This is a genomic window from Streptomyces sp. NPDC059008 (genome assembly GCF_042749045.1).
Taxonomy (GTDB): domain Bacteria; phylum Actinomycetota; class Actinomycetes; order Streptomycetales; family Streptomycetaceae; genus Streptomyces.
In genome coordinates this window covers 1-13,668 of sequence record NZ_JBHYJC010000066.1, presented here as the reverse complement: position 1 = coordinate 13,668, position 13,668 = coordinate 1, and the positions used below count along the sequence as shown (strand labels likewise).

Sequence of the window (13,668 nt, the reverse complement as noted above, 5' to 3'; positions counted from 1 at the left end):
CGGCGATGGGGGATCACGACGCGGGCGCCGGCTCCCGACCGGCGGGCAGGCTGACCGACCTGCTGCTGGGGACGGGCCCGGCGTCCGGGGCCGGCGGGGCGTTCCGGCTGGTCGAGCCGGGACGCACCTACACCCGGCGGCAGCTCGCCGACACCGCCGGGCGCTGCGCCCAGCAGCTGCGCCGGCACGGCCTGGCCAGAGGCGACCGGGTGCTGGCCCTGCTCGACCACGACGCGCGCGGTATCGCCTTCCTCGCCGCGGCCGGGGCACTGGGCCTGCGGGTGCTGATGCCCTACAACCTGCGGGCCGCGGCGCTGCCGGAGTGGCGCACCATCGTCGCCGACGCCCGCCCCGACGCCGTCGTCCACCTGCAGCGCGACGACGGCGACGACGGCCGGCTCGCCGGGGTACGCGCCCTGGGCGGGCTCGGGCCGCGGGTGCTCGTCCTCCCCGAGGAGACCGCGCACGCGCGGCCCGGCGAGGCCGCCACCGCCCTGCCTGTCGGCCCGCCGGAGCCGGTCGAGAACTTCCTGACGCTCTTCACGAGCGGTTCGACCGGCTCTCCCAAGGCCGTCAGCGTCTCCGAGGCGCTGGTGTGCCGACGGGTGCGCAGCGTGACCCGCATGCTGCGGTTCGGGCCCGGCGCCCGGGTGTTCCTGTCCGGGCTGCTCAACAACACGACGGGGGTGATCTTCTCCTTCGGGGCGCTGCTGCACGACGCCCACCTGATCGTGCCGCAGAGCCGGGACCCCGCGCGCTGGCCGGCGGAGGTCGCCGCCCACCGGGCCACGCACATCATGCTGCGGCCGCTGGCGTTGCGCCGCTTCCTCGACGGCGCCGAGGCGGGCCCGGCCGACCTGTCCGGGCTGCGGGTGGTCGCCTACGGCGCGGCCGCCATGCCGCGGACCCTGCTCGAACGCGGCCGGCGGGCCATGCCGTGCGCGTGGGTGCAGGGCTACGGCCTGAGCGAGACCTACGGGCCGTTCTGCTGGCTGGACGAGGCCGCCCACCGCGCGGGGCGCCAGCTGCGCGGCGCGTACAACGTGGGGCGGCCCGACGACACCCTGGAGGTGCGGCTGGACCCGCTGCCGGGCCATCCGCCGGAGGTGGGCGAGGTCCTGGTGCGCGGCGACGCCGTCATGGAGGGGTACCTCGATGTGGCCTCCGGCGTCGTCGAGCCGCCGGGCCGGTGGCTGCGCACCGGTGACGTGGGTGCCTGGAGCCCGGACGGCGATCTGCTGCTGAAGGGGCGGCTGAACGGCTCGGTGATGGGCGCGAACGGCCATCGGGTCTACCCCGAGGAGGTCGAGGCGGTACTCGCCGGGCTGCCCGGGGTGCGGGAGGTGGCGCTGGTCGCGCTGGCCGGTCCCGAGACGCTGTCCGAGTGCCCGGTGGCCTGCGTCTCGGGCCCCCTGGGAGCCCGCCCGGCCGCGGAGGTCAGGGCGGCGGTGACGGCCGCGCTGAGCGGGGTGCTCAGCCGGGAGAAGTGGCCGGACCTGGTGTACGCGAGCGACGCCCCGTTCCCCAAGAGCGGCAACGACAAGGTGCTCCGCGCCGAGGTCGCCCGGCGGATCGACCGCGGCGCGCTGATCGAACTGTGACCCGCCGCCGCGCGGCCGGCCCGGCCGTGCGGCACACCACCGTCGAAGAGCAGGAGTTGTGTGCCATGCGCTACCACCTGTCCCACTCCGTCGTCTGTGCCGCCCCGCCGGGGCGGGTGTACGACGTGATCCGCCGTTCGGCCGACTGGCCGCGGATCTTCGCACCGTGCCAGGCGGTCACCGTGCTCGAACAGGAGCCGGACCGCGAACTGGTCGAGATCCGCGCCCTGGTGGGCGGCGCACCGATGACCTGGCGCTCGCGGCGCCGGTTCCTGCCGGAGGTCTGCGGCGTGCGGGCCGAGGTGGTGGAGCCGATGAAGCTGGTCGCCGCGATGACCACCGAGTGGCGGGTGGTCGCGGTCAACGCCCAGCAGAGCCTGCTGTTGCTGGAGCACGCCTACGACCTGTGCGAGGACGTCGCCGGGCAGGTCGAGGGCGTCACCACCTGGGAGCAGGCGGAGCGCTTCATCGAGTCCGCGATAGACGCCAACTCCGCGACGGAGCTAGGCAACATCAAGGCCGCGGTCGAACGGTCCGCGCCGCCCGCCGCCGAACGCGACTGCCACGCGCGGCACTCCGCCGTCGTCGACGCGCCGGCCGACGCGGTGTACGGGCTGATCCGGGACACCGCCCACTGGCCGCGGATCTTCGACGCCTGCCTGGGCGCGGCCGCCATCGGCTCGGACGCCACCGGCGAGCTGGTGCGCATCGAGGCGGCGCAGGAGGGGCGGACCGTGGCGTGGGAGACCCGGCGCCGGTACCACGACGCGATCCGCCGGATCGACTACCACCTGCCGGTGCCGATGCCGTTCGTCGCGTCGATGCGCGGTGAGTGGCGGGTGGTGCCGCTGGGGCCGGAGCGCTGCCTGCTGACCGTGGACCGGCACTGGCGGATGCTCGACGACGTCCGGGGCGTCCGCGACGGGGTGACGACCGTGGCGGAGGCAGCCGCGGTGGTCCGCGGCTTCGTGGAGACCAACGCGGCCGCCGAGATGACGGCGCTGCGCGCCTACGCCGAGGACGGCATCGACACCCTCACCGAGATCACCACCCGTATGTCGCTGCCGCACCCGCCGGACGCGGTCTACGCCCTGCTCGCCGACGTGGCGGGCTGGCCGAAGCTGCTGCCGCACTGCGAGGGGCTGGAGTTGCGCCACGACGACGGGCGCCACCAGGAGTTCGTACTGGAGGTGCAGACCGCCGCCGGGGCCGAGACGTTCCGCAGTGTGCGGCACTGCGACGCCGAGCGGCTGTCGATCGTCTACTTCCAGCCGGAGCCGCCGCCGCTGCTGCTGCGCCACGAGGGCAGCTGGCAGGTACGGGCCGCCGCCGGTGGCGGCAGCGAGGTGGTTTCCCGGCACACCGCCGTGCTCGACGCGGTGGCCTGCGAGAAGGCGTTCGGCACGGCCGAGCTGCGGGAGTGCAAGCGGCGGGTGCGCGACCTGCTGGACGGCAACAGCCGGCGGACCGTGGAGGCGTGCGCGCGGGCGCTGGGGAGCCGGTCGCGGGCCGCCGACGGCGCCGCGGCCCCCACGTCGGACGGGCACGGTGCCTAGCGCACCGCCGGCCGTCCGGCCGGCCCGGCTGCCCGAACCGCTCTTCCGCGCCTGCGGCTACTTCCTGCCGCGGCTGCTGTTCCTGCGCTCGCGCTACGCCCCGCAGGTCGGCTGGGGCGATGTCGCGGTGGCTCTGGACGGGTTCCCCTGCGACGACCTCGATCTGGCGTCGGCCGCGTTCTGGGACGAGTGGCGGCGGCGCTGGACCTCGCTCGGCGACCGCTATGCGCGGCTGGCCGGCGGCTCGTCGACCGCGGCGGGCCGGGCGCGGGCCGCCCGTGCCGCGGCCGGCTGCTACCACTGGGCGGAGTTCATGTACTTCGACGACGCCCGGCGCAAGTCCCGGCTGCGCGGGAAGGTCCGCGAGTTCTTCCTCGCCGGCCTGGAGGGCGCGGACCTGGACTTCGAGGCGGGTGAGCTGCCCGCGGGTGAGGCCGGCCCGGAGCCGGTGCCGTACTGGCTGGTGCTGCCGCCCGCGCATCGGCGGCCGGCCGGCCCGCTGCCGTGCGTGGTGCTGTCGAACGGGCTGGACTCGATGACCGAGGTGGAGGTGCTGGCGCTGGCGGAGGCCTATCTGGACCGGGGCATGGCGGCGCTGCTGTTCGACGGGCCCGGCCAGGGTGTCCAGGTCGGCCGCACACCGCTGCGCATCGAGATGGAGGGTGTGGTCGCGGCGCTGGTGGAGCGGTTGCGCGCGGATCGCCGGATCGCGTCGAACCGGCTGGCCTTCTTCGGCGTCAGTTTCGGCGGGTACTTCGCGCTGCGGGTGGCGCGGTCGCTGGGGGACGCGTTCGCGTGTGTGGTCAACGCCTCCGGCGGGCCGCGCGTCGCTCCGTACGACGAACTGCCGCGCCGTCTGAAGGACGACTTCCGCTTCGCGTTCATGGGTGGCGACGCCGCCGACATGCGCGTGCGCCTCGCGGCGCTCGCCCTTGACGTCGGCGGCTCGATCGACACGGAGGTGCTGAGCGTCCACGGTGCGCTGGACGACATCTTCCCGCTCACCGCCCTGGAGGAGCTCGACCGTGCCTGGGGCCCGCGCCACCGGCTGCTGACGTATCCCGGCGAGGCGCATGTGTGTCTGAACATGATCGAGGCCTGGAGCCTGGAAGCCGCCGACTGGGTCGCCGGGCGGCTGCTGCCCCCGGGCGGGCCGGCATGACGGGCGGCGGCGGGCGCCGCCCGGTCGAGAGCCCACCACCACATAAGGAGATGCCATGGCCCTGACGATCCCGACCGGGCTGGTCGCCCTCGTGACGGGGGGTGCCGGCGGTATCGGCACCGCCGTCTGCCAGCGACTGGCCGCCGACGGCCACCATGTCGTGGTGGCCGCCTTCACCGGGGACGCCGCCGCGAAGCAACTGGTCGCCACGATCGAGCAGTCGGGGGGCACCGCCGAGGCGGTGCACCTCGACGTGACCGACGCCGACCAGGTGTCCGCCGTCTTCGCCGGTGTCCTGGCGCGCCACGGCCGGCTCGACGTCGTGGTCAACAACGCCGGGACGACCGCGCCCCGGCCGCTCGCGGAGACCGAGGAGGAGCACTACGCGCGGGTCTTCGACGTCAATGTGCGCGGAGCGCTGAACGTCCTGCGGGAGGCGAGCCGTCATCTGACGGAGTGGGGGCGGATCGTCGGCATCTCCTCCACGCTCGTCCAGGCGCCGATCGCCGGGTCCGGCCTGTACGCCGCGAGCAAGGCCGCGCTGGAGCTGCTGAGCACGGTCGCCGCGAAGGAGCTGGGCGCCCGCGGTATCACCGTCAACTCCCTGCGGGTGGGGCCGACCGTGCCCGGCATGTTCGACCGGGCGCCCGCCGAGCGGCAGGCGGCGATGGCCGAGGCGTCGCCGTTCAAGCGGCTCGGGCAGCCGCAGGACGTGGCCGATGTGATCGCGTTCCTGGTGAGCGACGCCGGCCGGTGGATCACCGGTCAGGTCATCACCGTGGACGGCGGCGCGACGCCGTAGCCGAGCCACCGCACCGATGACCACCACGGGGGAACGGAGAGCAGGGTGCTGGTACGCATCACCAAGGGCGAGCCGACGGCGGAGGAACTGGCGGCGCTGACCGCCGCGCTGGTCGGCGCGTTGGCGCGGCGGCCGCCGCCCCGGCGCGTCCGGCCGGCCCCGGACGGTGCGCGCTACGCCGGGTGGCAGCGCCTGGAGCGGCTGCCCCGCCATGCCGTGCCGGGCAGTTGGCGGCGCGGCCACTGACCGGTGACGACGAGGGCGCCCGCGGCCGGCGGCCGCGGGCGCCCGTGCGCCGTCCACCTCACGCCGCGCAGCCGGGCAGTTTCCCGTCGTTGTACGCGACCATCTCGCCGAACACCGGAGGCACGTCCAGTGCCGCCCCCGGCGTGGCGCCCGGCGTCAGTTCGGCGTACGCCCGGTGCAGATTGCCCACCAGCCGCTCCGGGTCCAGCCAGTGCCCGAACTCTCCGGCCCCCGCCTCCCGGGCAGCCCGCAGCGGGCTCCAGCCCTCCGCGGCGCCGGCCGCGGCGATCTGCTGGACGCGCCGCAGATAGGCGGCGTTCTCCTCGAACACCTCCGGGCCCGCCACGGGGCCGTGCCCGCACACGACGGTCCTGGCGCCCAGGCCCCGCAGCCGCTCGATCGCCGCGAGGGAACCGGACACCGAGCCCATCAGCGCGAACGGCGTACAGCCCGACAGCACCACGTCGCCGGCGAACAGCACCTTCGGTCCGGGCAGCCACACCACGATGTCGTTGGTGGTGTGTGCCGGGCCGACGTGGAAGACCTCCATATGCGTTTCGCCGACCCTCAGCGTGATGCGGTCGGCGAAGGTGAGGGTGGGCCGGGCGACGCGGACGTCGCCCCACTCCACGTCGGGCCACAGCGCGGTCAGGGCCAGGCCGGTCGCGTCGAGTTCGGCGACCGCCCGCTCGTGGGCGATCACCTCGGCCGCGGCACCGAAGACATGGTTGTTGAAGGTGTGGTCGCCGTGGTGGTGGGTGTTCACCACCGTGCGCCTCGGGCCGGTGCCCAGCGCGTCCACGGACGCCCGCAGCCGCTCGGCCCGCCGCTGGGTGGCGAGGGTGTCCACGACCAGCGCGCCGTCCGGCCCGGCGACCACTCCCGCGTTGCTGACGCACCAGCCGCCGGGCGGCTGGACGTACGCATAGACGTCGTCGGCGACCTCGGTCAGGCCCGCCGACCCGGTGGGGGTCCGCATCCGGCTCTCCCCCGTCCTCAACGCGCCTGCGCGGCGGCGCCGTTGACCAGGTCCAGCACGGCGCGTGGGGTGCGCAGCTCGAAGAGGTCCTCGTCGGCGATGCGCACCGCGAACTCCTGGGTGATCAACGCCGCGGTCTCCAGCAGGGCCAGCGAGTCATAGCCGAGCGCCTCGAACTCGGTGTCCTCGATGTCGCCCGCGAGGACGCCGTGTTCGGGTTCGCCGGCCGCCTCGGTCAGCATCCGGCGCAGGTCGTCGAGGGTCATGGGGGTCGTTGCCATGGTCAGCTCCTTGGTGTGTGGATGGTGTGGGCGAGCGGGCGGCGGACGGTGTCCCGGGGCCGTGCGGGGTCAGCGGGGTGCGTCGCGGACGACGACGGCGGCGTTGAAGCCCCAGCGGCCGCGGGCCAGGACCAGCGCGCAACCGACCCGCGCGGCCCGCGCCCGTCCCCGCACGAGGTCGATCCGGTACTCCTCCGGCACCGTGCCGGTGGGCGTGGGCGGGATGACGCCGTCGCGCAGGGACATCAGCGCGGCGGCGACGTCGACCGGTCCGGCCCCCGAGAGCAGCCGTCCGGTCAGGGCCTTGGGCACGGTGACCGGCACACCGTGCGGGCCGAAGAGGTCCGCGAGGGCGTCGGCCTCCGCGCGGTCGAGTTCGGCGATCCCGGCGCCGTCGGCGAACACCACATCCACCTCCCGGGGCGCCACCCCGGCCTGTGCGAGGGCCAGTCGGGCGGCGCGGCCGAGCCCGGACGGCGCCGCGCAGCCGGGCGGGGTGGCTGCCCGGTCGAGGGCGGGCGGGGGGTCGAAGGTCGCCGCGTAGCCGGCGATCTCGCCGTAGACCTGCTGCGCGCCGCGCCGCTGGGCCGCGTCGGCGTCCTCCAGCACCAGCAGTGCGCCGCCCTCGCCGGGCACATGGCCCAAGGCCCCGGCGTCGAAGGGCAGATAGGCGGCGGCCGGATCGGTCGCCGGGCTCACCCGGCCGCCGGCGATCTGGGACGCCCAGCCCCAGGGGTCCAGCGCGGAGTCCACTCCCCCGGTGACGACCAGCGGGGTGCCGTCCACGATCGTCCGGCGCGCATGGCCGATCGCGTCCAGCCCGCCGGCCTGCTCGGTCACCAGCGCGCTGCTCGGCCCGCGCAGCGCGTTGCGGATGGAGATCTGGCCGGTGTTGACCGCGTAGAACCAGGCGAAGGACTCGTACACGCTGACCGCGTCCGGTCCTTGCGACCACAGCTTGCGGAACTCGCGGTGGGTGAAGGCGAACCCGCCGCACGCGTTGGCGGTCACCACCCCCATCTCGTAGTCGGTGTACGCGCCCGGCTCCACCTTGGCGTCCTGCAGCGCCCGGTCCGCGGCGACCAGGGCCAGTTGGGTGGAGCGGTCCGTCTGCGGCAGCAGCCGGCCCGGCAGATGCCGCGCCGGGTCGAAGTCGGTGACCTCGCCGGCGAGGTGGGCCGGATAGCGCGAGGAGTCGAACCTCGTGAGCGGGCCGATCCCGCTGCGGCCCTCCAGCGTGGCCTCCCAGAACTCCTCCAGGCCCGACCCGTTGGGTGTCAGCAGACCGATCCCGGTGACGACGGTACGGACGCCGTCGACCGGCCGCGGCCCGGCGGGTACCTGCGGCTGTGTCATGCCCGCGCTCCTTCCGGGCGGCGCAGCACCATCGCGCTCTGGAAACCGCCGAACCCGCTGCCCACCGTCAGGACGGTGTCCACCCGGCACTCTCGGGCGGTGCGCGGTACGTAGTCGAGGTCGCACTCGGGATCGGGCGTGTGCAGGTTCGCCGTCGGCGGCACCACGCCGTGCTCGATGGCCAGCGCGCACGCGGCGATCTCGATGGAGCCGATCGCGCCCAGGGAGTGCCCGACCATCGACTTGATGGAGCTGACCGGTGTCCGGTAGGCGTGCTCGCCGAGGCTGCGCTTGTACGCGGCGGTCTCGTGCCGGTCGTTCTGTCGGGTGCCGGAGCCGTGCGCGTTGATGTAGTCGACGTCCGACGGGTTCACCCTGGCCTCCGCGAGCGCCACCCGGATCGCCTCGGCCATCTCCCGCCCGTCGGACTTCAGCCCGGTCATGTGGTAGGCGTTGCACCGGTTGGCGAAGCCGGAGATCTCCGCGTAGATGTGCGCGCCGCGGCGGCGGGCGTGGCCGTACTCCTCCAGGACGAACATGGCGGCGCCCTCGGCGAGGACGAAGCCGTTGCGGGTCCGGTCGAACGGCCGTGAGGCGTGCTCGGGGTCGTCGTTGCGGGGGCTGGTGGCCTTGATCGCGTCGAAGCAGGCGACCACGATCGGGGTGATCGGGGTGTCCGCGGCGCCGGCGAGCATGACGTCGACGCTGCCCTCGCGGATCAGGCGGCAGGCGTGGCCCACCGAGTCCAGGCCCGAGGTGCAGCCGTTGGAGACCAGCGCCACGGGGCCCTGCGCGGCCACCGTCCACGCCACCTCGGCGGGCATCACGCTCGGCACGAGGTAGTCCGCCATGTGCGGCGACATCCGGGTGTGGTCCACCAGCCAGTCGCGGCCGGCCCCGGACACCGCGAGGTACTGCTGCTCCAGGCTGGTGGCGGCGGCCACCGCGCTGCCGAGGCTGACGCCGGTGCGGGTGGGGTCCAGTGCCGCGAAGTCCAGGCCGCTGTGCGCCACCGCCTCCCGTGCGCAGACCACCGCGAACTGCGAGGCGCGGTCCATGCGTGCGGTCTCGGCGGGCGTCAGGCCCTCGGCGGCGGCGTCGAAGTCCGCTTCGGCGGCCATCTGCGAGCGGTAGGGGGACGGGTCGAAGAAGGAGATCCGGCGGGTGGCGGTACGTCCGGAGGTCAGCAGCTCCCAGAACGGTGCGGTGCCGCGGCCGCCGGAGGTGCGCACCCCGATGCCCGTCATGACGACACGGCGGCTCATGCCGGACCGCCGATCACCGGTGATTGTTGACCGCAGACCATCGCGAACCCCTCTTCCCCCTGGCGGTGTTGATGCGACACAGCCTGCTCAGCGGGGCTTGAGCGCCGCTTGGCGGCCGATCACCGCCCTTGACCGCGCGCTTCCAGCCGACTTCGAGCGACTTACCAGCGGACCACGACCGGCGTTCGATCAACTGGTCTCCCAGCCGCCACGAATCAGCAGGGAGAGGGCAGCACACATGGCGCCGACCCAAGGTGACCCGGATTCCGCGAGCGGCCCCCGGGTCGCGGCGCCGACCGGCCCGAAGCCCGCCCCGGCCGTGCCCCGCGAGGTGTGGCGGGTGACCGCGGTGGTGATCGTCGGCGCCTTTCTGACGCAGCTCGACGGCGCCCTGGTCAATGTCGGCCTCGCCACCGTCGCCGACTCCCTGGACGCGCCGCTGCCGTCGGCGCAATGGATCGTCAGCGGCTATCTGCTGGCCCTGGTCATCGGGCTGCCGCTGTGCGGCTGGGGCAGCCAGCGGCTCGGCGCGGGTCGGCTGTGGCTGTGGGCGCTCGGCGGCTTCACCGCCGCGTCGGCGCTGTGCGCCCTGGCCACCGACATCCGGCTGCTGATCGCCTTCCGGGTACTGCAGGGGCTGGCCGGCGGTCTGCTGCTGCCGGCCGGGCAGACGGTGATCGCGCAGGTCGCCGGGCGCGCGCTCATGGGCCGGGTGATGAGCACCGCGGGGATGGCGCTGGTGCTGGGGCCGGCGGCCGGGCCGACGATCGGCGGCCTGCTGATCGCCCACGCCTCCTGGCAGTGGCTGTTCTGGGTGAACGTGCCGCTCGGCCTGCTGGGACTGTGGCTCGGCCGCCGCATCATCCCGCCCGGCGAGCGGGCCGCCGGGACCCGCTTCGACGTCCGCGGGTTCGTCCTGATCGGCGTCGGCCTGCCCGCCCTCACCTACGCGGTCAGTCTGCCCGGCCGCTCCGGCGGGCCCGGCCTCGCCACGACCTATGCGCCCCTGCTGCTCGGCTGCTGCGCCCTGGCGGCCTTCGTCCTGCTCGGCCGGCGCACCGAGGCACCGCTGCTGCGCATCGGCCTGTTCACCAACCGCGTGTTCGCCGCCGCGGCGGCATCGAGTTTCCTGGCCGGTGTGATCCAGTTCGGTGCCCTGGTCGTGTGGGCCCTGTACTTCCAGATGGTGCGCGGCTACGACGTGATCGGCACGGGCCTGGCCATGGTCGGTTTCGCGGCCGGTGCCGCGGTGCTGCCGCTGTCCGGGAGGCTGACCGACCGCTTCGGCGGCGGCCCGGTGTCCCTCGCCGGTGCGGTCCTGACGACCGCGACGTTCCTCCCGGCGGCGCTGCTGCCGCCGGACGCCTCCCTCCTCGTCCTGGAGGGCTGTCTGTTCTTCCTCGGTGTCGGCAACGCCCTGTCGGTCGTGCCGTCGTCGACGGCCGCCTATGTCACCGTCGACCCGCCCCACCTCCCCGACGCGGTCACCCTGGTCAACATCTTCCTCCGCCTCGGCGGCGCGGTCGGCGCGTCCCTCCTGGTCGCCGTCGTCACCCACAGCGCCGGAGGCCAGACCGCTCCCGGCAGCTACCACTCGGCCTTCTGGTGCCTGATCGCGGCCTCCGTCCTGTCCGTCGGCGGCGCCGCGGCGATCCTCGCCGCGTCGGGACCGCGGACGGAGCGGACGGAGGGTGCGGCGAGGGCGGAGAAGCAGCGACCGGGCGCAGGGCGGGACAAGACATGACCAGGCGGCGACAATCGGCCTTTGTCTGTTCTATGTCTTGTCGCGCGGACTGATCACCCGCACTGTCGGTTCCGGCAGTCGTTGATCGCCACCGTCACGCCGGAGAACGGCTGCCCCGCGGGCGACGACCGCCCGCACCGCCTCCCGTTCCCCCGCAGCCAAGGTCCCACGATGACTGAAACGACCGAACGTCACGCCGCCGTCCGCACCGAACTGGAACGCTTCCTGCAGACCCCGGAGTTCAGCTGCCTGGGGGCGCGCGCCGCGCTGAAACGCGGCACCATCACGCATCGGCACTACCGAAGAATGGGCGAGCCGGCGTCGGCTCGGGACAACCACCGCGACCTCGTGGCGTACGTCGAGGAGGTGCGGCCCCAATTGTCCGACCAGAGTTTCCGTACCTTCGTCGCGACGTTCGACGAGCCCGGCACGGTGGACGAACTCGTCTACGAGGGGCTGATATGGCAGCACCTCCAGCTCATGCACGACATCGACAGCCGGACGTACGGCCTGGACGCGGGCGCGTCGTCCGATCCCGACCGGGCCAATTTCGGCTTCCACACGGGCGGGCACGCGTTCTTCGTCGTGGGGATGCACCCCGGCTCGTCGCGGGCGAGCCGTCGCTTCTCGGCGTCGGCGATCGCCTTCAACTCCCTGGCGCAGTTCATGCTGCTCGGCGAGAAGTTCTACTCGATGCAGGACGCGATCCGCCGGCGCGAGGAACGGCGCAACGGCTCGGTCAATCCGAGCTTCACGGTGTACGAGTACGCGCAGCCCGCACGGCACTTCTCGGGGCGGTTCACCGAAGCGGACTGGAAGTGCCCCTATGTCGCACGGCACGAACCGGCCACCGAGGACTACACCGAGGGGCTGATGCAGCACCAGCGGTGAGCTTGAGATTCAACGTCGCGAGTGGGCACGCGATACACACGTCGGGTCTGGAGACAAGCGGCGCTTGTCTCCAGACCCGACGTGATCAGCAGCGGACGTTGTCCTGTCCGCTCAGCTGTCCTGAGCTGCCAGTGCCGCGACCGCGGGGATGGCTGCGAAGGCTTTGCGCATGTGCCGGATGAGTGCCGGGCGGTCCTGCCGCGCGGCGTCTGATGAGGTCCATGCCTCCAGTGCACGGTGCCAGGCGGCGAGCATGAGGTCGAGCAGCAGGCGCAGTTCGGTGCGGCCGGGGGAATGTCCGGCCAGCCGGTCTGCCATGGTCCGAACGACGTTCTCGGAGACCTCTGAGCAGTGGCGCAGGCTGTGTGCGGTCAGCGCGGGGGTGCGGTCGGCCAGGCTGCGGCTGGCCAGGAAGCGCTGCTCCCATCCGTCCGTCATCTGCTCCACTGCCCCGAACAGCGCATCCTTGTAGGCGCCGAGCAGGCGCTCGCCGGTCAGGGGCCGAGTCTGGATGTCCGCGAGGTAGGCGGCCCACAGTTCCTTCTCCGGGGCCAGGGCCACGTCTTCCTTCGAGGTGAACGTGCGGAAGAAGGTGCGCTTGGAGACCTCTACTGCATCGACGATCTCGTCCAGTGTGACCGCGGTGAAGTCCCGCGCGGTGAACAGTTCGAGGGCCGTATCGGCCAGAGCTTGACGAGTCCGCAGCTTCTTGCGCTCACGCAGCGGCAGTTCCTTCGGGTCTTTCTGCACAGGGTGAAGCCTACCAGCAGCTTTTGCCACTTGTGAGCTTATGCCACTCAGTGGCACTATCTCTCGTCGTGAAAGCACTGACGATCGATCACTCAGCCCCAGGGCACCTCACGCTCACCGCGGTCGCCGACCCCGAACCCGCCGCCCACCAGGCCCTGATCCAGGTCCACTCGTTCTCCCTCAACGCCGGCGAGGTCCACCACGTGGTCCCCGAGGGCGAAGCCGGCACGGTGCCCGGCTGGGACGCCGCGGGCGTGGTGGTCCGGGCAGCCGCAGACGGTTCCGGCCCCGCGGTCGGCACCCCCGTCGTCACCATGGGGGCCGACGGCGCCTGGGCCGAACTGCGCGCCGTGGACACCGATTTGATCGGCACCGTGCCCGAGGGAGCCGACCTCGGCCCCATCAGCGCACTGCCGGTCGCAGCGGGCACGGCCCTGCGCGCCCTCCACCGCATCGGCCCGATCCTGGGACGGCGCATCCTGGTGACCGGCGCAGGCGGCGGCGTGGGCCGCTTCACCCTCCAGCTCGCGGCCCGAGGCGGCGCACATGTCACCGCGGTGACCAGCGATCCGGCAAAGGCGGACGCACTGCGCGCACTCGGCGCCCACGAGATCGTCACCGACCTGGCCGCACTCCAGCACCTCGAACCGGTCCACGGCGTGGTCGAACTGGTCGGCGGCGCCCACATGGTCGCCGCACACGGCGTCCTGGCCGAGAACGGCGTACTGGTTGCTGCGGGGCACATATCCGGCGACGGCGAGCAGTTCCCCTACGGAGCCCTCTTCGGCAACGGCCATCGCCACAACCGCCAGATCGCCACGTTCTACCTGCTGGACGATGCCGTAGGGCTGGGCGCCGACCTCACCTGGCTCGCCGCACTCACCGCCCGCGGCGAGCTGGACCCGCAAGTCGCCCTGCGCACCGACTGGACGCAGGCGGCGCAGGCAGCCGCCGAACTGGCAGGCCGCCGCGTGCCGGGCAAAGCCGTCATTGACATCCGCTCAGGAGTGCCGGATCGGCGGCATTGCCTGTAGC

General features: G+C 73.4%; 13 protein-coding genes. 8 read left to right on the top strand and 5 right to left on the bottom strand.

From position 1 onward, the window contains the following. Positions 1 to 5: 5 nt before the first annotated feature. The 5 genes from ACFWZH_RS36820 to ACFWZH_RS36800 are packed head-to-tail and all read left to right on the top strand — an operon-like array spanning position 6 to position 5,367. Positions 6 to 1,601, top strand: a complete 1,596-nt coding sequence (locus ACFWZH_RS36820) for a class I adenylate-forming enzyme family protein (protein WP_384441923.1) — start codon at positions 6 to 8, stop codon at positions 1,599 to 1,601. Continuing rightward, positions 1,598 to 3,157, top strand: a complete 1,560-nt coding sequence (locus ACFWZH_RS36815) for an SRPBCC family protein (RefSeq protein WP_384441920.1) — start codon at positions 1,598 to 1,600, stop codon at positions 3,155 to 3,157. The genes ACFWZH_RS36820 and ACFWZH_RS36815 overlap by 4 nt, the downstream gene beginning before the upstream one ends. Continuing rightward, positions 3,150 to 4,319, top strand: coding sequence for an alpha/beta hydrolase family protein (locus tag ACFWZH_RS36810; RefSeq protein WP_384441918.1), 1,170 nt, complete (start codon positions 3,150 to 3,152; stop codon positions 4,317 to 4,319). The genes ACFWZH_RS36815 and ACFWZH_RS36810 overlap by 8 nt, the downstream gene beginning before the upstream one ends. A 55-nt stretch (positions 4,320 to 4,374) precedes the next feature. Beyond that, positions 4,375 to 5,121, top strand: coding sequence for an SDR family NAD(P)-dependent oxidoreductase (locus ACFWZH_RS36805; RefSeq protein WP_384441915.1), 747 nt, complete (start codon positions 4,375 to 4,377; stop codon positions 5,119 to 5,121). A 45-nt stretch (positions 5,122 to 5,166) separates the two neighbouring features. Next, positions 5,167 to 5,367 (top strand): acyl-CoA carboxylase epsilon subunit, encoded by a 201-nt coding sequence (locus ACFWZH_RS36800; protein WP_384441912.1) that lies wholly within the window; start codon positions 5,167 to 5,169, stop codon positions 5,365 to 5,367. Between the two features lie 58 nt (positions 5,368 to 5,425). On the opposite strand, the gene ACFWZH_RS36795 is transcribed toward ACFWZH_RS36800, so the two are convergent. From ACFWZH_RS36795 to ACFWZH_RS36780, 4 genes are all read right to left on the bottom strand, one after another. Further along, on the bottom strand, positions 5,426 to 6,346 hold the full coding sequence (locus ACFWZH_RS36795; protein ID WP_384441910.1) for an MBL fold metallo-hydrolase: 921 nt from the start codon (positions 6,344 to 6,346) through the stop codon (positions 5,426 to 5,428). Between the two features lie 17 nt (positions 6,347 to 6,363). After that, entirely contained in the window at positions 6,364 to 6,627 is a 264-nt protein-coding gene (locus ACFWZH_RS36790; protein WP_384441909.1) for an acyl carrier protein, read from the bottom strand. 69 nt (positions 6,628 to 6,696) lie between these two features. Further along, the gene (locus ACFWZH_RS36785; protein WP_384441907.1) at positions 6,697 to 7,983 is read right to left on the bottom strand and encodes a ketosynthase chain-length factor; all 1,287 of its coding nucleotides are present in this window, start codon (positions 7,981 to 7,983) and stop codon (positions 6,697 to 6,699) included. Then, positions 7,980 to 9,248, bottom strand: a complete 1,269-nt coding sequence (locus tag ACFWZH_RS36780; RefSeq protein WP_384441904.1) for a beta-ketoacyl-[acyl-carrier-protein] synthase family protein — start codon at positions 9,246 to 9,248, stop codon at positions 7,980 to 7,982. Before ACFWZH_RS36780 ends, ACFWZH_RS36785 begins: the two co-directional genes overlap by 4 nt. Positions 9,249 to 9,486: 238 nt before the next feature. Between ACFWZH_RS36780 and ACFWZH_RS36775 the strand changes: the two genes are divergently transcribed. Together ACFWZH_RS36775 and gntA are read left to right on the top strand one after the other, a co-directional pair. Beyond that, entirely contained in the window at positions 9,487 to 10,992 is a 1,506-nt protein-coding gene (locus ACFWZH_RS36775; RefSeq protein WP_384441901.1) for a DHA2 family efflux MFS transporter permease subunit, read from the top strand. Between the two features lie 171 nt (positions 10,993 to 11,163). After that, on the top strand, positions 11,164 to 11,883 hold the full coding sequence (gene gntA / locus ACFWZH_RS36770; RefSeq protein ID WP_384441898.1) for a guanitoxin biosynthesis heme-dependent pre-guanitoxin N-hydroxylase GntA: 720 nt from the start codon (positions 11,164 to 11,166) through the stop codon (positions 11,881 to 11,883). A gap of 111 nt (positions 11,884 to 11,994) precedes the next feature. Here gntA and ACFWZH_RS36765 read toward each other — a convergent pair whose 3' ends face one another. Further along, the gene (locus ACFWZH_RS36765; protein ID WP_384441895.1) at positions 11,995 to 12,633 is read right to left on the bottom strand and encodes a TetR/AcrR family transcriptional regulator; all 639 of its coding nucleotides are present in this window, start codon (positions 12,631 to 12,633) and stop codon (positions 11,995 to 11,997) included. A gap of 68 nt (positions 12,634 to 12,701) precedes the next feature. Here ACFWZH_RS36765 and ACFWZH_RS36760 point away from each other — a divergent pair, with 68 nt between their 5' ends. Further along, positions 12,702 to 13,667 (top strand): zinc-binding dehydrogenase, encoded by a 966-nt coding sequence (locus tag ACFWZH_RS36760; RefSeq protein ID WP_384441892.1) that lies wholly within the window; start codon positions 12,702 to 12,704, stop codon positions 13,665 to 13,667. Position 13,668 lies beyond the last annotated feature (1 nt).

Excerpts from the sequence above, each read along its gene's own strand:
- ACFWZH_RS36820 (WP_384441923.1), top strand. The coding sequence starts at position 6 with ATGGGGGATCACGACGCGGGCGCCGGCTCCCGACCGGCGGGCAGGCTG.
- ACFWZH_RS36805 (WP_384441915.1), top strand. The coding sequence starts at position 4,375 with ATGGCCCTGACGATCCCGACCGGGCTGGTCGCCCTCGTGACGGGGGGT.
- ACFWZH_RS36795 (WP_384441910.1), bottom strand. The coding sequence starts at position 6,346 with ATGCGGACCCCCACCGGGTCGGCGGGCCTGACCGAGGTCGCCGACGAC.
- ACFWZH_RS36790 (WP_384441909.1), bottom strand. The coding sequence starts at position 6,627 with ATGGCAACGACCCCCATGACCCTCGACGACCTGCGCCGGATGCTGACC.
- ACFWZH_RS36785 (WP_384441907.1), bottom strand. The coding sequence starts at position 7,983 with ATGACACAGCCGCAGGTACCCGCCGGGCCGCGGCCGGTCGACGGCGTC.
- ACFWZH_RS36780 (WP_384441904.1), bottom strand. The coding sequence starts at position 9,248 with ATGAGCCGCCGTGTCGTCATGACGGGCATCGGGGTGCGCACCTCCGGC.
- ACFWZH_RS36775 (WP_384441901.1), top strand. The coding sequence starts at position 9,487 with ATGGCGCCGACCCAAGGTGACCCGGATTCCGCGAGCGGCCCCCGGGTC.
- gntA (WP_384441898.1), top strand. The coding sequence starts at position 11,164 with ATGACTGAAACGACCGAACGTCACGCCGCCGTCCGCACCGAACTGGAA.